This window comes from Rummeliibacillus suwonensis (assembly GCF_007896435.1).
Lineage (GTDB): Bacteria > Bacillota > Bacilli > Bacillales_A > Planococcaceae > Rummeliibacillus > Rummeliibacillus suwonensis.
This window is the reverse complement of sequence record NZ_VCBL01000001.1, coordinates 838,351-859,232: the sequence shown is the minus strand read 5'-3', so window position 1 is coordinate 859,232 and position 20,882 is coordinate 838,351. Positions and strand designations below refer to the sequence as shown.

The 20,882-nt window shown below is 36.1% G+C and carries 15 protein-coding genes; all 15 read right to left on the bottom strand.

Annotated features, from left to right (window positions below):
- Window positions 1-142: 142 nt before the first annotated feature.
- Window positions 143-1,435 carry a trigger factor gene (gene tig, locus FEU33_RS03940; protein WP_146548117.1) on the bottom strand — a complete coding sequence of 431 codons (1,293 nt, stop codon included), beginning with the start codon at window positions 1,433-1,435 and terminating at the stop codon, window positions 143-145.
- A gap of 105 nt (window positions 1,436-1,540) precedes the next feature.
- Window positions 1,541-2,536 (bottom strand): tetratricopeptide repeat protein, encoded by a 996-nt coding sequence (locus FEU33_RS03935; RefSeq protein ID WP_146548116.1) that lies wholly within the window; start codon window positions 2,534-2,536, stop codon window positions 1,541-1,543.
- Between the two features lie 114 nt (window positions 2,537-2,650).
- A complete protein-coding gene (locus FEU33_RS03930; protein ID WP_146548115.1) occupies window positions 2,651-3,556 on the bottom strand; it encodes an HNH endonuclease in 906 nt (301 codons plus the stop codon).
- A 279-nt stretch (window positions 3,557-3,835) separates the two neighbouring features.
- Window positions 3,836-5,203, bottom strand: a complete 1,368-nt coding sequence (locus FEU33_RS03925) for an amino acid permease (RefSeq protein ID WP_146548114.1) — start codon at window positions 5,201-5,203, stop codon at window positions 3,836-3,838.
- A 965-nt stretch (window positions 5,204-6,168) separates the two neighbouring features.
- Complete coding sequence (gene tnpC / locus FEU33_RS03920; protein ID WP_425328574.1) at window positions 6,169-7,746, bottom strand: IS66 family transposase; 1,578 nt, start codon at window positions 7,744-7,746, stop codon at window positions 6,169-6,171.
- Window positions 7,747-7,808: 62 nt separating this feature from the next.
- Window positions 7,809-8,162 carry an IS66 family insertion sequence element accessory protein TnpB gene (gene tnpB / locus FEU33_RS03915; RefSeq protein ID WP_146548112.1) on the bottom strand — a complete coding sequence of 118 codons (354 nt, stop codon included), beginning with the start codon at window positions 8,160-8,162 and terminating at the stop codon, window positions 7,809-7,811.
- Entirely contained in the window at window positions 8,159-8,338 is a 180-nt protein-coding gene (locus FEU33_RS03910; protein ID WP_146548111.1) for a hypothetical protein, read from the bottom strand. The genes tnpB and FEU33_RS03910 overlap by 4 nt, the downstream gene beginning before the upstream one ends.
- A 257-nt stretch (window positions 8,339-8,595) precedes the next feature.
- A complete protein-coding gene (gene essA, locus FEU33_RS03905; RefSeq protein ID WP_146548110.1) occupies window positions 8,596-9,084 on the bottom strand; it encodes a type VII secretion protein EssA in 489 nt (162 codons plus the stop codon).
- Window positions 9,071-11,806 (bottom strand): type VII secretion protein EsaA, encoded by a 2,736-nt coding sequence (gene esaA / locus FEU33_RS03900; RefSeq protein ID WP_146548109.1) that lies wholly within the window; start codon window positions 11,804-11,806, stop codon window positions 9,071-9,073. The genes essA and esaA overlap by 14 nt, the downstream gene beginning before the upstream one ends.
- On the bottom strand, window positions 11,803-16,224 hold the full coding sequence (essC, locus tag FEU33_RS03895) for a type VII secretion protein EssC (protein WP_146548108.1): 4,422 nt from the start codon (window positions 16,222-16,224) through the stop codon (window positions 11,803-11,805). The genes esaA and essC overlap by 4 nt, the downstream gene beginning before the upstream one ends.
- A 33-nt stretch (window positions 16,225-16,257) precedes the next feature.
- Window positions 16,258-17,571 (bottom strand): type VII secretion protein EssB, encoded by a 1,314-nt coding sequence (gene essB / locus FEU33_RS03890; protein WP_146548107.1) that lies wholly within the window; start codon window positions 17,569-17,571, stop codon window positions 16,258-16,260.
- A 14-nt stretch (window positions 17,572-17,585) separates the two neighbouring features.
- Complete coding sequence (yukD, locus tag FEU33_RS03885) at window positions 17,586-17,825, bottom strand: ESX secretion system protein YukD (RefSeq protein ID WP_146548106.1); 240 nt, start codon at window positions 17,823-17,825, stop codon at window positions 17,586-17,588.
- Window positions 17,826-18,151: 326 nt separating this feature from the next.
- A complete protein-coding gene (locus FEU33_RS03880; RefSeq protein ID WP_146548105.1) occupies window positions 18,152-18,445 on the bottom strand; it encodes a WXG100 family type VII secretion target in 294 nt (97 codons plus the stop codon).
- Window positions 18,446-18,548: 103 nt separating this feature from the next.
- Entirely contained in the window at window positions 18,549-18,881 is a 333-nt protein-coding gene (locus FEU33_RS03875) for a hypothetical protein (RefSeq protein ID WP_146548104.1), read from the bottom strand.
- A 12-nt stretch (window positions 18,882-18,893) separates the two neighbouring features.
- Window positions 18,894-20,870: a DUF6792 domain-containing protein gene (locus FEU33_RS03870; protein ID WP_146548103.1), complete on the bottom strand. Its 1,977-nt coding sequence runs from the start codon at window positions 20,868-20,870 to the stop codon at window positions 18,894-18,896.
- Window positions 20,871-20,882 lie beyond the last annotated feature (12 nt).

Here is a 20,882-nt window from a genome sequence, read left to right as displayed (position 1 = left end):
CTATATTATCAAATGTTATGAACTCTTGCTACAATATTACTTCTCAATATGTATAATTCTAAATTTTCTAAATTTATAGTAAGAAAACAAGGTACGGATTTAAAACCCGTACCTTGTTCAGGTTTACTCAAAATCAAATGTATTATTCAGATATTTTAGCATTTTCTACTAGGAATTCAACTGTTTTACGAATTTTAACATCATGTTCAATTACACTAGTACCGCCTAAAACTGATTTAATTTGTTCTACATCCATTTTGAATTGTTCAGCCATTTTTTCTAATTCAGAGTTAATATCTTCTTCAATTGCTTCAATTTTTTCAGCTTCAGCAATTGTTTCAAGAACTAATGCCACGCGAACGCGAGATTCAGCATCTTCTTTCATTTGAGCACGCAAAGCGGCTTCATCTTGACCTGAGAATTGATAGTATAGATCAAGGTTCATACCTTGCATTTGTAAGCTTTGATCGTATTCTTGTAGCATACGGTTCACTTCTGATTCAATCATTACTTCTGGAATTTCAACTGTTGCATTTTCAGCAGCTTTTTCTACTAAATCATCGCGTAAAGCTGTGTCAGCAGAAGTTTCTTTTTCAGAAACAGCTTTTTCTTTTAGTTTAGTACGAAGCTCATCTAGCGTTTCTACGTCTGGATCAATTTCTGCAGCTAAGTCATCATCCAATTCTGGAAGTTCTTTTGCTTTCACTTCTTTGACAGTTACTTTGAAAGTAGCCTCTTTACCAGCTAATTCTGCAGCATGATATTCTTCAGGGAATGTCACAACTACATCTTTCGATTCGCCAGCTTTTGCACCTACTAATTGTTCTTCGAATCCTGGGATGAATGAACCTGAACCGATTTCAAGTGAATAATTTTCACCTTTTCCGCCTTCAAAAGCTACGCCATCTTGGAAGCCTTCGAAATCGATGACAGCAGTATCACCTTCTTCGATAGCGCCTTCTTCTTTAACAACTAATTCTGCAAGACGATTTTGTTGATCTTTTAATTGTTGTTCGATTTCTTCATCAGTTACTGCAGTTTCTTGCTTAGTTACTTCTAAACCTTTGTAGTCACCAAGAGCCACTTCTGGTTTTACTGTAACTTTAGCAGTAAATTTGAATTCTTTATGTTTTCCTAAATCTTCAATTTCAAAATCGATTTCTGGTTGATCAACAGGTTCAATACCAGCTTCGTCGATAGCGATAGGATAATTTTCATTGACTAAAAATTCTAAAGCATCTTGGAATAATGACTCTACGCCAAATCTCTTTTCGAACAATTGACGAGGCAATTTACCTTTACGAAAACCTGGTACATTGATCTGTTTTACAACTTTTTTGAAAGCTTTATCTAAAGCTTCGTCTACTTTTTCAGCAGCAACTTCAACTGTTAATAAGCCAACGTTGCCCTCTTGTTTTTCCCATTTTGCTGACATTTATAATACCTCCAAAATTAAATTCAAATGTTGGACAATTCATTCGTTAATACGACTTTCACAACTGTTTTAGTATATCATAGATAACTATAGTTTCAACTGATTTCATACATCGAACAGCTCAGACTGTTCTTCAAGAAGATTGATAAGGTCTATTAAATCGTAGTCAGTTTCTTTTACCTCACCAAACATAGCATGTACAAAATCAATATAGCCCTCAGCTATTTCCTCTGATAAATAGTGAAACCATTCAAATGGATATGTCACAAACATATGTCTTGTTAATAGATATTGGACCATTTCTAATGCAGATGGTTCTTGTTCTAATTTCTCTTCTACGAGTTTTAAAACTTCCTTAGCGACAGGCATTTCCTCAGGAAATTTTAGATTTTTGGTGTTTACCGTACACATTTCATCAAATTTTCTCACTTGTACTTCTGCATCAATTTGTTGTTGAACAAGTAAGTACAATACAAAACTTTGAATCATTGGATGTGCTCGTTTATCTTCAATTATAGCGACCATTAAGTCTTTGAGTGGGCGAAGGTTCATATCACGAATAGTTTGTAAATTTTGCAATTGTTGTAAATTTGTTTGAGTAAAAAAGGAATCTGTTTTGAATTGTTCAAACACTTTTTCTAATTCTATTCCACCTGATTGCTCTTTATGTTGTGTATCCGCAACCATTGCATTAAGATTTTGAATCCGAATAAATTTATCTCGAGACTCCGGTGGAATGACATCTTCTTCGAGTAGTGAGCTAATGAGTGTCTCTACCTGTCTAAATTCTTTCAACTCCATTAATACCGTCAAATAAAGCTCCATGGTTTCTATGTATAATTGTGAACCAATAGCCAATAATTTTTCACAAACCGCTTTCGCTTCTTGGAAATTTCGTGTTTCATACAGGGAAAATGCATAAATACTTAATAGTCCTTCATCATCTTCCGTATATTGCAATGCCTCACGCAATAATTCGACAGCTTTATCATATTGGTAATTTTCAGCATATCGCTGACCTTCATCAATCAGCTTCTCTACTGTCCCAGGGAACACAATAACATTACCTTGTTTTTGAAGTTTTCCTCTTTTTTTACGCAATTGTGTTCACTCTCCCTACAACATCATAGCATATTTTCAATTGAAGCTGAAACAATTTCATATGACAAAACTTATTGATCCTTCATGTCATATCGAAACGGACGGTATTCACCATTATGGGTGAAAATGGTACCGTTTATGCCATCTAAAATAAGACTTATTTTCTGGATGGATTTTTATTTTCTTATTTTGGACCAATTGAAATTTACTATAATCTTCAGGATCAATTTGTTGTGAGATATGCAATCTTCCGCTTCCATCAAATGTAATCAATCCTTCTTCATATAAAATAGCATGATTGGCACAAAGAAGAATACCATTATAAGGATCGTTTTTTTCTTCTAATAGGCTGTCTTTGATCGGTTTCGCATGAGTAGCTTGCATCAGTGCTGGGAGATGAATATCACAAATCGGACATCTTTCTTGCCATAATGTTCGTTGTTGTTCCAAAAAATGTGATTGTTCTTGTTGTAAATGCATTTTTACTTGTACATCTATACGATCTAGTAGAGAAAAAAGAGGATTGGTTTGTTGAATATCATCGATAGATAATGATAATTGTTGTTCTTCATTCTTCTTATTCAGGGAACGAATGATACGTGAAAAAGTCAATGTCATTTCTTCACTGCATGGATATAAATAGCCGCTATTTCCACTAGCATCATCTTGAAAAGCAGAATATTTTGCTGGCAGTAGGGGATGGATTTCCTGCCAAAAATCACGAATGATAAAAGGAATCTCTAAAGGATAATAGGTAGTCTGAACAACATGACCTTTTTCCTCTGTCTGTAAACGAAATAGAACCGGCTTCACTTCTTCTCTGCAATCGCTTTGTGCAATGCTTATTGCAACGATCGCACCCTTTACATAATGAAAAATAAGATCTCCTTTTTTCACCTGTTTCATTCGTGACCAAAAATGCGGTTCTAGACCTGCCTTATCATAGATGGGTGACCAAATGATCCCCAAATCCTTATCCTCTTCATAGGTTTCCCCCTGCATCACGATAAAGCTACGCATCTAAAACACTCCTTGCTCCATTTACTTTCTATCCCTATTATAACGCTATCAGTTTGGATAGGAGTGAAAGATTGCCCCAAAAGTAAAAATAGTATGCAGCCTAATTTTTTAAGTATACAGCCAAACTCTCTATATTCTCCTGCTGCTATGACAAAGATACGAACTCAACAACAAAAAGAAAATCCGAACTAATGTGAAATTCTAATTAGAATTTCGATTCATCGTTCGGATTTTTTATTAACTGAAATACTTTTGTCTTAGTTTTCTATTGATGATGGATTACTTGTATGTTTTATATTCGCGTTTATTCATACCAAATGCATAGAACAAAACAGTCATAAGCGCTAAGAAAATAATTCCTACGATCAATGAAATACGTGTATCGTCATTAATCCACATACCAACTAACACGATCAATAAGAAAATAATCGTTAAATAATTACTTACCGGTGCGAAAGGCATTTTAAATGGATGCTGTGCCATTTCTTTTGCATGGACTTTTCTAAAACGGATCTGACTAAGTAAAATAGCAAACCATGGTATCATGCCCGGTAACACACTTGCACTATACACATAAACAAAAAGCTTAGATGGCGCAACAAAATTCAAAATAACGCCAACAGCTAGGCCGATCAAAACAGCGATTGTGCCCCAATAAGGCACACCATTTTTAGACACTTTTAAGAACATTTTAGGTGCTTGTCCGTTTTCAGCAAGCGTATAAACCATACGACCAGCACTGTAAATACCACTATTACATCCAGACATGGCAGCCGTGATCACAACAAAATTGATAAAGCCTGCTGCGACTGTAATACCAACCTTTGCAAAGGTTACCACAAATGGGCTACCTACAGCTTTTAGTTCATCCCAAGGATAAACAGTAACAATGACAAAAATCGCACCTATATAGAAGATTAAAATACGCCATATAATAGATTTTGTTGCTTTGGTAATCGTTTTTTGAGGATCTTTTGCTTCACCAGCTGTAATACCAATTAGTTCGACACCTTGATAGGCTCCAATTACAAGTGATAGGGCAAAGAAGAAACCTTTTATCCCTCCTGTAAAGAATCCTCCATGTGACCATAAATTTGAAAAGCCGATTGCATGCCCACCATTTCCAAGACCAAAGAAGATCAATCCGAAACCAGCAATAATCATTAAAATAATGGTGACAATTTTAATCATAGCAAACCAAAATTCAAATTCACCAAATGATTTAACAGATACTAAATTAGCAATCCCTAAAATCACCATAACGATGATCCCTGGTACCCATGCTGGAAGATCTGGGAACCAATATTGCATATATGCACCAACTGCAATGATTTCTGACATTCCTACAATGACCCATTGGAACCAATTGCTCCACGCTGTTAAATAACCAGCTAATGGGTGAATATATTCATGAGCAAATGTGGCAAATGAACCTGTTTTAGGCTCGATATAAAGCATTTCCCCCATCGCACGCATAATAAAATACACAAAAATACCGGCGATCGCATAAGCAAGCATAACTGATGGTCCAGTCCAGCTGATTGTACTTGCTGAACCCATAAATAGACCGACGCCAATTGTTCCACCTAGCGCGATCATTTGAATATGTCTTGCTTCTAATCCCCTTTTCAATTCTTTATCAAACATTATTATCCTCCTAATGTATGAACACAATTGCATTTTCATAGTTTTATACTTCATATAAAGAACAAATGAGGTCATTTATCTTAGTAATTTCTATATGAAAACAAAAATCACACAAAACTATATTGTGTTATACAACAAGTTTATTTACGTCATTAATTTTAAACAATTTCTCCGGAAAATACAATTGTATTTTCTAAATATACACTGTAATTATATAAAAAAAGATCATAACTCAGATCGTCGTCGGTTTCATCTTACTCATTTCTTTTAAAAAGAACTTACAAAAAAGACACGAACGTTGGTTAGCAACATCCGCGTCTTTCTATTTTACTATGTTATTTAAAGCAGTTTTAGATAATCCCTACAATTGTGTTGCCCATCTGGATAAAAAATTCCTTCGTCACTGGAAAACCTTGATTTGAAAACACACGTGTTGATTTTACAAAAATTAGGAATACATATTAGGCGTAATTTTTGAAAAACTCTGTATTTTTAAGACTATTTATATAGATTGGAGCGGAGGATTGCTCGACTCCCGCGGGAAAAGCGAATAGATGAGACCCCACAGCGTAGCGATTAAGGAACGGAGTCTAAGGGCGCCACGTCCTGTGGCAACGACTCCGTGACCAACATCCTGTTGCCCTCAGCATTCGCCCGCAGGAAAGCGAGCAAGCCGGAGCGGAAATCAACAAATCTCCCTATTTTTATGGATTAAATTGGATAATCAACACGCCTGATTTGAAAACACCACTTGAAGGAACAAAGCCTAAAAACATCAGGTTCTGTGACAGGGTTTCACATCTTTCTCTTACGCTTTTGATGTGGAGGAAGTCTTCGTGTTAGACCAAGGATATTTCATCCCCCTTCGTGAAATCAAAGTAAGCCCGAAATATAAAAAATAAGCGCACCTTCATGGTACGCACGACGAATAGCCAACTAGCTGAGTATTTTTTTCAGATAGTTGGCTATTTTGCACAGGTCGCTTGAATATTCTTCGACCAAGGCATATATAGTTGTAAAATTTCTGGTTGCTGATGAATCCGTAAATTGGGGAGATCCGTCAAAAGCTTCACAAGGTATTGATAAAAATCAATGCCATTTGCTTTGGCTGTTTCCGCTAAGCTTAAGCAGATGGCGTTCGCCTTGGCACCTGCCTCACTCACAGAGAATAACCAGTTCTTGCGCCCGATGACATTTGGACGAATCGCATTTTCGGCTGGATTATTGTCGATTTCAATGCGACCATCGAATAGAAACGCTTTTAATCCTTGGACACGATTTAAAGTGTATTCTGCCGCTTTGGCTAAGGCATTTTTCCCGAAGAAAGGGGATTCGTCTACCCATTTGAAAAACTTTTCAACGATGGGCTTCGAGTGTTTTTGTCTGGCTTTTCGACGTTCACTCGGTGAAAACTGCTTGAACTTGCGTTCTAATTGGAATAAGCGATCACAATAATCCACTCCGATTTGACCATTTTGACTATCGGCTTTTAACCAATAACGTCGCAAATGAGCCCAACAGTTGGCGAATTGGACATCTGGTAAATGACGATAGGCCGAATAACCATCACAAATGATCGTTCCTTTAAAGCCTGCTGTAAAATCAGCTAAGGCAGCACGACTTCGAGAGAGCGCACTTTGAAACAGAACGAGGATGGGCCCCTGACTCGGGATACTTTTAAATACCCAATTGTAGGCATTCGTTTGACCGGATTTTCCATCCGAACGATGGATGATTTGCGAATAGGTTTCATCTACGTGTAAAACGGATTTCGCTAGGAGAATCTGCTTCATCTGTTCATATACAGGAAAAAGCCAATCTTCTGCAACACGAATGACCCAATTCGATAAGTTCTTATCATTAGTGAGTAGCCCATATCGTTCCCATTCTTTCACCTGACGGTAAAGAGGTAAGTACTGGATAAATTTATCATAAATCAGTTTGGCTAAAACAGTAGGTCCTGCAATACTTCGCTGAATGACGGCTTGCGGAGCTTGCCCCCGTTTGATTTGTGCTTTTTGGGTGGCATTCTTTTTACAATGTAAACATTCATAGGCATGTTCAAAATGCTGCACACGCTTCATTTTAGCCGGGATGAATTTCGCTTCCTCACGGATCATTTGACTACCGATTTCACGCATGTCCGATTGACATCTGTCGCATTGTATATGATCAGGGTGATGATGCACTTCTTCCATCTCCACCGTATCCAAAAAGGAATCGTTGCGCTTTTTATTTTTAGCTTTGCGAACAACGGTATACGTCATCACCGTTGTGCTTTGTTCTTCTGTGTGCTCAGATTCGTTAAAAGATGAGTCATCATCAAAGAGAGAAATCTGTCCATCTGGCGATTGGTATTTTGATTTCTCCGATTTGGAGCCATAGAGAGCTTTTGTCAGGTAGTGAATTTGTTCCGTCAATCCTTCAATTTGTTGGAGCGATTGATCTAGCTTTCTTGTCAGTTCCATATTCTGCTGATGGGTATGAGCTAATTGCTGTTCCAGTAATTGAATGACTTTTTCGTTGGTAGAAGTGTGGTCCAAACCGTTCACCCCATTTCCGTTCTTTATTCGATAGAAAGATTATACCATTGGAAGGAACACGTTTAAAAGACACTTTTTTTCGCGGTTGAAATGGCTTTAGGCTGTTGAATAGACAAACCTTCTAACAACCATCGAAGTTCCTGCTGGGTGAGCTTTCGAACCTCCTTCTCATTTCTGGGCCATTGCAGCTTTCCTTGATCCAGCCGTTTATAAAGCATGGCGAAGCCATCGCCATCAAAATATAAACATTTATAGCGATCCTTACTCCACCCTGAAAATAAGAAAATGGCGTCACTATAGGGATCCAGCTCAAAGGTATCTTGGATAAGTGTTGCTAAGCCATCAATGCCTTTTCGCATATCGGTTTTGCCACAAATGATGTAAATGTTTTTCACGTGTGTGAAGTCCTGCTTCATCGCTTGTTCAACTCCCTCATGATCGTTTGAATGATGTGCTCCTCTACACCAGGAAAGAGCGCAATTTCTGCACCATGAATGGTAATCATACAACTTGGTTGTGAGGAAGGAGTTTGTTCAGGTTCAGGAATGGGATTGAGTGTCACAGGAACGATCGTCTGTTGGTTGGTGGACATAGAAAGCACCTCCTTTTGATTTGATAGATTCATCATACCGGGAAGCGCTGGAGATTTATATGCGTTGTTTGATTACGGGCTTACAAATCAAAAATAAAAAACCTGAATTAGAAGATAGATTTCTCTAATTCAGGTCATGATCATATCAGCAGTAGCCGCCATTCTGTGAAAAAATAGATCATATTTCATTCTTTAACGTATGATCATTCAAACTTATAAAATTCAAACGTATTTCGACATTTACAGCTTGAGTACTTTTAGGATATCTTTTTCTTTACGAGAACCTTAGGTAAAACGATAAAGAAAAGTACAAGGCAAAGGATGATCACAATCCCTAAAAATAGAGACGGTAAAGAGAGTGTGAAACCTTCTGTTTGATCTGTTTTATAAGAGTAATCTTTGAGTGCATTGTTTTTTTCCTTAAAAAGATCAAGTTTTTGAGATTTTAGCTGAATCGTATTATGTTCAGAAACATTTCGAGCAAATAGTGTTGCTTTTAGTTCATCATGATTCGGATAAGGTTTTTTTTCAAATGTAAGTAGCTTCAGATCATCACTTAATAATTGAATTCTCTTTTGCCTATGATCATCATGCAATACTTCTTTATTTTCTTTAAATTCTTTATATTGGTAGCTATTTGGGACAAGTGTGCGAATATCTGGTGTCGCCGCAAGCACTTGAGAAGGCATTGCACAGAACATACACCACATAAAAATCCCGATGATGATCCTTCTATTCTTCGACAACCTCCTCACTCCTTTTAAGCTTCATCGTAGCCAATGAAATACCCATAAATACAACAATTAAGCACACTAGGATAAAATAAGCAAGTTCAGTCGGAGGATGGACATCATATTGGATCGACATATACATCGTTGTCATAGGATCCCGATAATTAAAATCAGGAACCGTTATGGCTAGTAATGGTGCAATAAAGAATAATAAAAGCATAATACTACCGATCCAACCCATAAAGCGCCCAATTATATTTGTGCCCAATATAAACGCTGAGCCTGTCATTAATAATAATACTGTGAAAATGGACCATTGAATCCCCTTTGTCCCATCTAAATCATACATTTTCAAACTGAACATGCTGATGATTAACCCAACGATAAGATTTAGGATGATAAAAATGGTGCTTTTCATTAACCAGGATGAATATTTTATCTCATTCACTAGATAGCCAATCAATAAACTACAAACTAAGATAATGATAATCAATACTAAAGGTGGAACTTTCTTGACTTCCTCTACAATCGGACTTTTGTTCTCTACATTTATCGGTGCGGCTAAAGCATCAAAGACCTGTGTATTCCTTTGTCCATCTACAAATGTATTAGGTAGCACAGAAAATAGATCATCTTTATATTTCTTGGTAACCAGTAGGTTGCTCCCTAAGTTATCATCTAACACATCCGCATCTGTTTTTACGCCGTTGACATTTGATAGGATACGCTGTGCATTGCCAATTACAGATGATTGCGATTCATCAATTGATTGGATCGAGTCTTCAACAGATTTCATCGCGGTACGTATTTGATCATGTACACCTTCTAAAGAGCTGCCTTCCTCTAAATTACTGGTTAAAGGCGGATGAATGGTTTCTGAAATTTGACCTTGCAAGTTTTGCGTTAAATCACTCATATTATTTAAATCATTTGAGATCTGTTCAAAGTGAGTTGTCACTGAATCATTTGTTTTATTGATATTGTCAAGAAGTGAAGGCTTCGTTTCGTCAATCTTCTTTTGGATCGATGGTAAATCGTTTAATAAGAGCTGATATAAATCTGTTTCCTCTTTGGAAATTTCCAACTTTGGTTTCACTTTTTCTTTAAATGTTTCCAGTTTTTCTTCATTTAATAGACTTGATGAAAGTGTACCATCAAATTGGTTTAGTGCTTCATAATAGTTTAGAAGTCGATCATGATCATCTGTTGTAATCGGTGTGTTAAATACCGCTCTCAGCTCAGCCTTTTGTGAATCCGTTAAAACTGCTTGCTTTAGGATCTTCGTTTCTATTTTTTGAATTTGTTCTATGAGATTCGATTCATTTCCATCTAATAATTGATCAAGCTGATATTGTAGATTGACATTTTCTTTTTCTAAATTTTTAGCAGTTACAAGTAATTGTTGAGCTGATGTATAGAAGGTCGATTGTTCACCTTTTATCGCTTCGAGATTCGTTTGAATCGTTTCAATATTCGATTGAATCGTTTGCAGATTTTCGCTTGCTTTCGCTAGCTCTGGCAATTCATCTTTATTTGCTGTTTCTATGCTCTTCTGTACCTGTGTGATACTAGTCGCAACGCTGTTTAAGGCATCTTTTTCATTTTGGATATTTAATTTTAATTGTGGTAAAGGCGAAATCGTTTTTGAATCATCCCCTGAATCTGAAGGATCCGAATGAGGCAAAGCATTTCTTTGATTGATAATATCTCTTGATTGATCTTCGATATTACTATTCTCTAATTGGGTCAGCGTATCTAGGACGACTTCATAGTTATTATTTTTAGATCTTAATAAGTACAGATCCTCTAATACGCGATTACTGTTTCCAATATTGTTTGAAAAACCAGTAAATTCTTTTTCAATGACTGTTCCCTGATTATTCAATAACTCATTAATCGTTTTTACATCTGATTGTTGCTTGAATAAGTCGTCTTTCACAATTTGTAATTGCTTATCTGAATCTTGCTGCAAAATTTTCTCTTGTGCAGCCTGATACTCTTGAAATTGTTGAACCTGCTGCGTAAAATCCTTTAACTGTGTTTGAAATTGATCTGCGGATGTAATCGATTCATTTGTATTTTCAGCATAATTCTGAATACCTGATTGGATCAGCTTCAATTGCTTTGTTTGATCATTCATGGTATTGGAGAAATCTGAAGAGATTGTTTTGTAAAATGAAGTCATTTTCGTTTGGAAATCGATTTCTTTGTTCAATATGCCGTCAAAACCTAGACGAACATTCTGAAGGTCTTGAGAAACATAGCTCCAATATAATGCAGAAACTTTATCATTGGCAACGCCTGTAGCTCTTTCCACTTCTCTTTGTACCTTTTCTTTTTCTAAGGCTGTGAGATTATCCTGAATGGAATAGTCAAAATCAGTCGCCACGGTATTCTTTTCTTCGTATTGCATTAAATTCTTTGAAAAATCAGAAGGTATATAAAGTACAGCTGCATAACGATTATTTTTCAAACCATTCTGTGCAGCACTTCGCCCGATGACTTTCCACTCATAATTTGAATTCTTATTTAAAATGGTCGATAATTCATTGCCTAATGCTAATGATTTTCCTTCCTTTTTGGCGCCAATATCTTCATTTATAATAGCAATCGTGTTGGATACTTCTTGATCTTGGCTTGTTTTATGATTGACAAATTGAAAGGAAAGTGTAGGCAATGCGACAATGAGAAGGATTAAAACCAGCACCTTGAAAACGTATTTTTTGCCTGATGTCATATTGTTACCCCACTTTCTACTACTAATGGTATTTGAATAAACGACGCTTGACCATTTTTCACATAATAGCCGAAGCCGTTATGAATCTCCCTTTCTTTTCGATCAAATGGTAGATTGAATATGGTTTGATCTGATTTTTTCATCAATAGAATACCTTGGCGCAATTGTTTTAACTCATTTGTAAATGCGTCATATCCTTTCGAGAAATCATTGTTACTTCCTGTTACGATCAGTGTAAATCCGATATTTGTATAGTTTTTGATCAACTTTGATAATCGTTCTTGAAGACGCGAGTCAACTATATTTTGGAAGAAACTATAGCCATCTATTAATAGCACGATTGGTGGATGCTCCTGCAGGTTGTCTTCATTTTCTGCACGATAGGTTAATATTTCTTCTACTGTTTCAATCCACTCGGCTATTTCTTCTTTTGTTGATAAATGGCTCAGATAATCTAGATGAGCCATATGTGTAAAGTTTTTCTGGAATGCTTCAAAAATACCAAAATATTGAATATCTTCTTTCAATAAAGCTTCGACTATGAATTTACATATATTTGTTTTTCCACTTTGGCTAGGGCCAACGATTAAACAATGATTGACCTGATGTAAATTCAAGCAGACAGGTGTTACATTTTCTTCCTCTAATCCAATTGGGATTTGTAATTTTGGATTTTCTGCAGAAATATATTTCTGCATATCTGCTGTTGTTAATCGATCTGGCAACATTGGAATCGGTTCTGGTTTCATCGCATATTTATATTTTTCATTGTAAAATTGGATCATTTGTTTAACATTTTCAAAACGCTCGAAATCATCCTTACCTTCAGCATGTATGAAGACTTGTGAAAAATAGGCTGATTCTTTTTTTATAATAGATCTGCCAGGTATCGGCTCTGGCAAATACGGTAATCTTCCAAGAACTGAAGCTGCTTCTGTGTGATCGAGCAAATAGTGAACGATTTTCGTTTTTAAATTATTCATCATACCTGACCGAATCGCATTGATCCTTGTGGCAGTAAAGATGAAATAGATCCCTAATGACTGACCATCACGTACATATTGGTTCAAAATCATTTCAATATCCGGCATTTCTTCTTTGATAAAATCAAAGTTTTCAATTGTTATAAAAAGAAGCGGTAATTGTTTTTCAGCTATCTGATTATACATTTGAATCGTATTCACTTGCATTTTCTGCAATACCTTTTTCCTTGATGCCATTTCCAGTCGAATTCTTTTTAGGAATTTTTCGATTTTACGATGGTCATCAACTGTAAACACATCAGCTGTATGCGCTAGTGAGGCCAAAGGTAGTAAGGCACCGTTGCCAAAATCCAAAATATAGTAATGGATTTCTTCTGGTGAAAAGTTTCGTGCCATACTCAGAAGAATCAGTAATGCTGTCGTCGATTTTCCATATCCAGCAGAACCGAAAATGGCTATATTGCCATCCTTGATCATTTCATAATAATAAGGAGATTGTTTTTGCAGTTCGGGTTCATCCACCATAGCGATCGGGATTTTCATCGGATCATCACATACAGCATCGTCTTGATGAATCAGTTCTTTTAATGGTGGCAACCAAGGGCTTGGTAGCTTGTCAATTTTCAATTCTTTCTGCACCTGTTCGATTTCATGGACAATCATGTCAATTTCCGTTTGCTCTTGGCGCTTGGATGTTTTTTTGCTTTCCACATTTGAAAGTGGAATCAGTCCTAAATCTGCTATGATGGCAACCTCTGATTCAGCATCTGAAGTATCCTCCAAATAAGGTGCACCACTCCAAGCAGATTGGAAAAGTTCGTATACCTCATTATTCCCCACTTGCAGGTAGCCTCTCCCCGTTACAGAAATCGCAGCAGCATCTGAATTTTTCAGAATATCTTTACTATCTGAGGCATTTTGAACCTTTAAGGCGATACGGAAATTAGTATTACTCCAGATTTGATCATCAATGATACCTCCTGGCTTTTGTGTTGCCAGTATTAAATGGACCCCTAAACTACGGCCGATTCGTGCAGCACTAACTAGCTCCCCTATGAATTCTGGTTCTTCTGTTTTGAGCTCTGCAAATTCATCACAAATAAGAAATAGGTGTGGCATAGGGATTGCAGCTATATGATTTTTCACAAGATCATTGTAATCATTGATATGGTTAACATTAAATGTATCAAATAATTGCTGTCTTCGTTTCAATTCACTTTTAATCGAAGCTAATGCACGCGCGCTAAAGTTCTTACTGCCATCTAGATTCGTAATGGTCCCGAGTAAATGAGGCAAGCTTCTAAATGGTTGCGCCATCCCACCACCTTTGTAGTCAATTAGCAGGAACGCGACTTCATAAGGATGAAAATGAACAGCCAGTGATAAAATATACGTTTGTAGAAATTCACTTTTCCCTGATCCGGTAGTACCAGCTAGTAATCCATGAGGCCCGTGAGCACGCTCATGTAAATTCAGCTCGACAACCTCGTTAACACCTTTTACCCCTATCGGGACTGCTAAAGAACTTTTGGCTTCATGTTCTCTCCAGTTAGTAGCGATCGGCAACTGTGACATATCATGGACATCTAGCATTTCCAAAAATGAAATGGATTCAGGGATTGAATTGGTGAAACCTATTTGATGATTTAGCGCTTTCAGTTCTCTTGCAAACTTTTCATTGGATACACGGTAATGTTTATCCATTTTAAAGGAGCGCTTGATCGCCCGTTTATTTTCAATTAAAATGTCACCCTCAAATGGATTGACATATCGCACCAAAGTGGCTATTTCTTCATGTAGCTCTTCTTTAGACTTAGCGGCAAAAACAGTTGAAATCCCTATATCATGAAGATTTTTTTCTAAATATTCCATGATTTTATGGTCTACTAATAGATCCTGATTGAGAACAACGAATAGCATATGCGGCCTATATAAAACATTTTCCTCATCATTCAGTTCTCTCTCTCGAATCAATTCATAAAGGGAGTTCAATAATTGATCCTTTGTCTGGTCATCATATATAAACCCTTTCGCTTGCATATGAGGCAATGTGAAATGGGGCAACCACTTCATCCACTCCCATTCTTGATAATTTTCTTGATGAAAAATCAAAACAATACGCAAATCATGATAGCTATTAAAGAAAGCAAGTTGTCCAATCATCTGATGTAATTCTCGTTTCACGATTGGTTCTTGTCCAACTATCCCTAAGGGTCCTTTCGCTAAATCAGCAATCATCGGTAAGTCTTGAAGATGACTATATGTATTTTCAAGTTGTTGAGATTGTTCGATCAGATCATCCAGCTCTCTATTGGCTAAATCATTCGCGTTAAAATCGATTTGAAAGCTAGATTCTACTGTTCCTGTTCCTAAACGAAATTGTAGAAAATCATGACTTTTGAGTGATCTCTCCCATATACGATCACTAAGCGAACTTGTTAATCCTTTCATTTGTTCAAATGACGGAAAATGGTATTCCATGACTGTTCTTTGTTCTGAAGCCAATTCGTGTAAATGGGCTCTTTTAGCTTCCAAATATTTTTGATAGACATCAATTCTCTTCTTTTCTCTTTTCAACTGTTGCTTCTTATCCTTCACGAATTGAACAGACGAGGTCACGATTGAAACGATAAACATCAAAAGCGTGACGACGATATAAATACCTCTCGGCTGAATAAAAGCCATGATCGCAAGGGCAATCAGCATAATAAGAGGGGGCAGGACGACTAATAATAAGCCCCTATGATGATCCTCATTTTTCTGAGAAGGAAAGGATAAAGAAACTTTCTCTTTTGGCAACTCATAGATCATACGAGGCGTTCTACGATAGAATGGATAATTTTCTGCTATTTTCGAAGTTGGGACAGTAATGGTTGGAAGAGCTGATTCAATCGGTCTATACGCAGTTACCTCGAAAATATCGTTTTGTATAAATGAAAAAGTATGGCATTCATCCATAATCTGATCCCCGATATTCAATGGAGATGGCGATAATTGTTTTTTTCCATTGATATAGACATCTGTACTACCCGGATACACGCTCCAGCTATCATTGTATTTTACAAACCGCAGGCCTTCTGAATGGGACAGTTCTTTATCTATTTGGATCACGTCATTTCCACTGACAGAAAACGCTGTTTGTTTCCCAACATAATAACGTTCCGTTTTGGGTTCCTCATTCGTATATAAAAATCTAATGGAGTGACCATCGATTTGTTTGCTAGAAGATTGCATATGCGAAAGATTGCACAATAACTGTTCCTTTAAATAAATGCTAATATCAGGTGCTGTCATTTTGACAGTTAGTTTTGTGTGATCGGATAAAGTATTCAATGTGATCGTCTGATTTTTTTCTTTTCCGATTGTTAATTCTTTTTCTTTTTCAATTGGATAATAGTAGACAAAATCATTTGCATAGATCCAAAGTGTTCTCAAAATGATCTCCTCCTTTCTTGTAGATTAAATGATTTACTTTTCCGATTTCTTTTCTGACTTGTTTTCTTTTTTAGGGGACTCTTTTTGATCAGTGTCCGTCGTTTTTGAATCCTTTTCTTCCACTGTATTTGGCGTTTGTGTGGAAGAATCTAGCTCATTTTCTGTTATTTCACCCTGTTCTTCCTTTTTTGCCTCATCAAGTTGACCCTTATAGTCTTCTATTTCCTGTTCAATATTGTTTAACTTGTCCTCTTTTTCTTCATCATCTAAGGAAGAATCGTTTTTCACATTCTCTTCTAGATTTAATAATGCAAAAATGGTTAGATCGGTATCTTCTAATTCACGGGCGATTTTCAATGCTTCTTCTGATTCACCACGCCCTATGTAGATCCAAAATAAAAAATACCGTTCATCCGTTTGAAGTGTAATCGTTTTTAAAACATTATCTCGTTGTGTTTCATCTAGCTGTTCACTTGTCACATAAGAAAGACTGAGAATATATTTCGTAACATAGGGCATTTTCTCCACATCATACGGCTCTAATTGATCTACTACGTCGCTATATTCACTATTTAGAAAATGTTCTTGGCTCGCTATGTATGCTTTATATTTTGGCAAAGAAAAAGTGAATGAGTAAATCACATAGACCAATAGAGGAACTAATAGCACACTTACAGCTATAAAGCTGTATTTCATTGTTTTCCATCTTTTTACTGGTATTTGTGTAATCGTTTTTTCATATGTATGATAGTTTTGAATCATTTTGGAAATCGCTTCAAGCAATTCCTGGTACGATTCACATGCCATCATTTTTTTTGCCCTAGGAGGGATAGCTGTCGTTGCAGAATAATTTAAATAGTGTAAAAAATCGAACTTGGGTTCAATAGCCGCACAGCATAATGCTCTCACCTCTTGAAATAGACGCCTTTCTTCTTGAATATAAGGAGGAACACTATTTTCTACTCCATAATGCAAAAAGTACACTTGCATGGCATCATCATAAATAACATTTTCAGGACTGATGATGATATGTAGCCGACTTAATTCATGGAATTTTACTTTTTTAACGAGATTCGCTGAGAAATAAAGGCGGCTTAATTCGGCTTCCTTGACAATTTTGTTACTCCATTGCAGCGGTGATTCAAATTGATAACTTATTTTTAGTTCAACATCACTCCATTCAACTTTTCGATGGATGAGCTTGTCTAAAGATTCTATAAACGTAACTTCTAATGGATCATCTAATTTGATTCTTTCTCTTTGAAAAGTAATTTCGAGCTCATGATCTCGAATTTCTGTCAGAGCATCTAGCTGTTGACTCAGATAATTTTTTGGATATTCGCTCATTTTTCGATTTCCTCCTATAATATTTCGATACGATCTCCAGAAGTTATATTTGCATGGATAAGTTTTTCATAACCACCATGTACCTTCTCTTTATTGTCCACTCTTATCCAATACCCATCTCGAGGTGGTTCCATCAAATTTTGCACCTGCCAAACCATGTCAATCATGGTTCTAATGGAATGGTAATTAGAGATTCTTAAGTCAAAGATGGAAGAATTATAATTTTTTAAATCGATCGTTATATCTACATACATACTTTGCACTCCTTATAAAGTGAAACTCTACATAGGGGGTTTCCTCTTACTGGCTGTTTAAACGGGATAAAGTGAAACTTCTCACAGGGGGGGCTTTATCCCCTCTGAAATAGAGGAACTCAGGTTAAAAGCGCCACGTCCTGTGGCAACACCTGAGTGACCAACATCTTGTTGGCCCGAACCAATCGGGCTTTTACAGGCAGTTTGTTCCCATTCTTATTCCCTGCCTATTACTTGCGTCTTGCTTGCGGTAACTTACTGCCTGTTTAAAGCGGGATAAAAAAGAAGTGCCGCTATTTATAGGCACTTCTATAGAATCGCAGCAGTTAGCTTCTAATTTGACCTGCAATTTGACGATCCGCATCTTCAAGAGCACGTCCTGCAGCTGATAATTGAGTTGCAATATCCGCTAGCAAGTTTTGCATTTCTACAAAAGAAGGTCTCAATGATTCGTATTGTTCCGCAAAGGCTTTACTCGATTCCCCTTCCCATACTCCTTGTAGTTCTTGAATCATTTGATTCAGACGTGTGATTTGTTCTTCTGTTTCTCTACTTTCTTTTGAATACCTGCTTGACATTGATTCTAATTCTGCTGGTGTAACTCGAATAAGACCTGACATAAAAACATCTCCTTTAAATTTTTAATATTTATATAATTGATGGAAATGAATTCATTTTATATTTATCTTTCGGCATTATAAAATGGACGCAACCATCTAATTATCAACTATTCTTCATTTTTTCTATAACTTCATAGTAAATATGAATGTTTTGTTTGTTCATTTCATTGATACAATATTCAAAAACAGTTGTTTGAAAATATCCTTTTGTTTTGGCATCCGTAATCAAACTATTATGCCTTTTGGTTTTTTCTTGTAGTTTTTTTAATATTTCATCGATCAACATTCCTTTACTTACTTTTAACTCACTATTTATACTGTCATTGAGCTGCATATGTAAATTGAGGTTTTCCTCAAAGAGATTGTTCATCAATGTAGATTTGTGTAATAGATCCTTATCTGATAAAAAGCGGTAATCCGTTGTATAGACGCCCACCTTCACACCCCCCTAGATATTTTTGAACATTTGCGAGACCATTTCATCTTTTTGAAATATTTTTTCAATAGATGACCTAATTTTTGCGATGAATTTTCTTCCCGTTTCAATTTCAGTCGCCAATTCTTCAAATATTGTCGTGAAAGTGTTGGCGATATTATGATTCATGGGGTCTATTTTCTCCTCTACTGAAATAGCCGTAACTCTTATATCCGAGTATGGTACGAGTGAACGATATGCGCCTGGATTGGTTTCCATTAAAAGAATTTCTTTTAAAAGTCCTTTTACATGATGATTATAGTAATCCGGGTATTCCTCTTCATAACGGGCTTGCATTCTTGTCAGCAATGTAGATTTTTCATCATATAGTTCTAAACCTTTTTTATAAATTCGCAATGCAGAGGAAATATTGACTTTTACCTTTGTTTTTCCAATGTCCCCTGTTAAGATGAGATCAGATCCCTTGTAACTTTTTTTAGAACCAGAAAGACCATTCAATAACTCCTCTAATCCATGTGCTGAGACACCTGAAAGGACTTCTTTAATGATGTCAATCACTTCATCGAGCGTAACACCTATATCTGCCATAAGCTCAGAGAATTCGAGGACAATTTTTGTCATTTCTGACGTTAGATCAGACATGAGAGACAAATTGGGAGTACCTACCAATCCACTCTTTGCAAGCTGATCTTTTATTTTTTTCAGATGTTCGATTTGCTTATTGATCGTATCAAATTTAGAAGAAATAGCATCTATCCTGGTTGAAATCCTGTCATTCGGTGTATCTAACAGTGGTTTTAATATTTTAGACAAAATGCCTACTAATGTGGCTGTTTTTACAACGGTTTTTATCACCTGATCAGCCATTATAAGACTGCCCGTATATAATTTTGTCAGCGAACGGACCGGATTTTTTAGTTGAACAGAAAGATCAATATCTAACACATTGAATGGTAGCTTGCCGATACCAAAATCGATGGTTAGTTTTTTCTTAGTAGCTGAAGCTCTTATGTCAACAGGAGAAATCATATCTTTCAAATTTTTTTGATAGTTTTTCCAAGCCTTTTTTAGAGAATCTATACCTGTAGCCGCATATACGAAGCCCTTTAATCCACCCGTTTGATATTCACCTTGAAATTTGTCCATATACAGTTGAAGTGTCGCCAAATCTTTATCATTTAAATTGGTAACGCTCCCCAACGTTCCATCTAATCCTGAAAACTTAGGATTTGTTTCGATTGTTTGCCCTCGAGTGCCTAAATCAATAAAGCCTCGAATTTTTGAAGCCCAAAAAAGCATATCGTCTTTCGCTGTTATATGATGAATATTAGAACCTTTTTTAGCGTAATAGTCTTCCGCCAGTTTTTTTAGCTTTTGAGGATCGGTTTTTATTAATTTATTTTTAAAATTGAATCCTATCCCCAATTTATTTTTTAAATAAAACTGAAAGTCTTTATCTAACATTGCTAATTGATAAGCATTTGGTGGTGCATCATTAATAGCCGTTACCTTTTTAAATTTTGTACCTGTAATATTTAAGGTCTGAATTAGATTGCCACCTAAAGAATGTCCCATACCATATTCATCAATTTTCAAATTACTATTTTTTACACTAGATTCTTTTTCTATTTTTTTTAATACTTTTGTATGAAATTTTTTAGCAGCATCATATTGTTTTTGATCAATCCCTCCAAATAGTCCAAATACATTATATTCCCAATCTTTTGCATCTTCGGTTCCCCTTGTTATCGTGTAAGCTTCATTAATGCCTTTTTCAAGATTGTAAACATGTATGATGGAACCTGCAAACCCTGAATCTGATTTAATATAATCACTGCTTTTATATACTTTTACCTTTGCATCTAGTTTTTGACCTGTTTCTTCTAAATAAATCTGTTTTACTTGTTCTTCACTAATTCCTGCATACTCTTCTTTAGCCAGCCGAACTTTTATAATATCTGAATCAAAAACTTCTTTTTTATTCCCCATTTCCATCACCTA

Bases quoted from the DNA above. Each gene is read 5' to 3' on its own strand.
- yukD (WP_146548106.1), bottom strand. From the start codon at position 17,825: ATGTATGTAGATATAACGATCGATTTAAAAAATTATAATTCTTCCATC.
- tnpB (WP_146548112.1), bottom strand. From the start codon at position 8,162: ATGAAGCAGGACTTCACACACGTGAAAAACATTTACATCATTTGTGGC.
- tig (WP_146548117.1), bottom strand. From the start codon at position 1,435: ATGTCAGCAAAATGGGAAAAACAAGAGGGCAACGTTGGCTTATTAACA.
- essB (WP_146548107.1), bottom strand. From the start codon at position 17,571: ATGAGCGAATATCCAAAAAATTATCTGAGTCAACAGCTAGATGCTCTG.
- FEU33_RS03925 (WP_146548114.1), bottom strand. From the start codon at position 5,203: ATGTTTGATAAAGAATTGAAAAGGGGATTAGAAGCAAGACATATTCAA.
- FEU33_RS03910 (WP_146548111.1), bottom strand. From the start codon at position 8,338: ATGTCCACCAACCAACAGACGATCGTTCCTGTGACACTCAATCCCATT.
- FEU33_RS03880 (WP_146548105.1), bottom strand. From the start codon at position 18,445: ATGTCAGGTCTTATTCGAGTTACACCAGCAGAATTAGAATCAATGTCA.
- esaA (WP_146548109.1), bottom strand. From the start codon at position 11,806: ATGACATCAGGCAAAAAATACGTTTTCAAGGTGCTGGTTTTAATCCTT.
- FEU33_RS03930 (WP_146548115.1), bottom strand. From the start codon at position 3,556: ATGCGTAGCTTTATCGTGATGCAGGGGGAAACCTATGAAGAGGATAAG.
- FEU33_RS03870 (WP_146548103.1), bottom strand. From the start codon at position 20,870: ATGGGGAATAAAAAAGAAGTTTTTGATTCAGATATTATAAAAGTTCGG.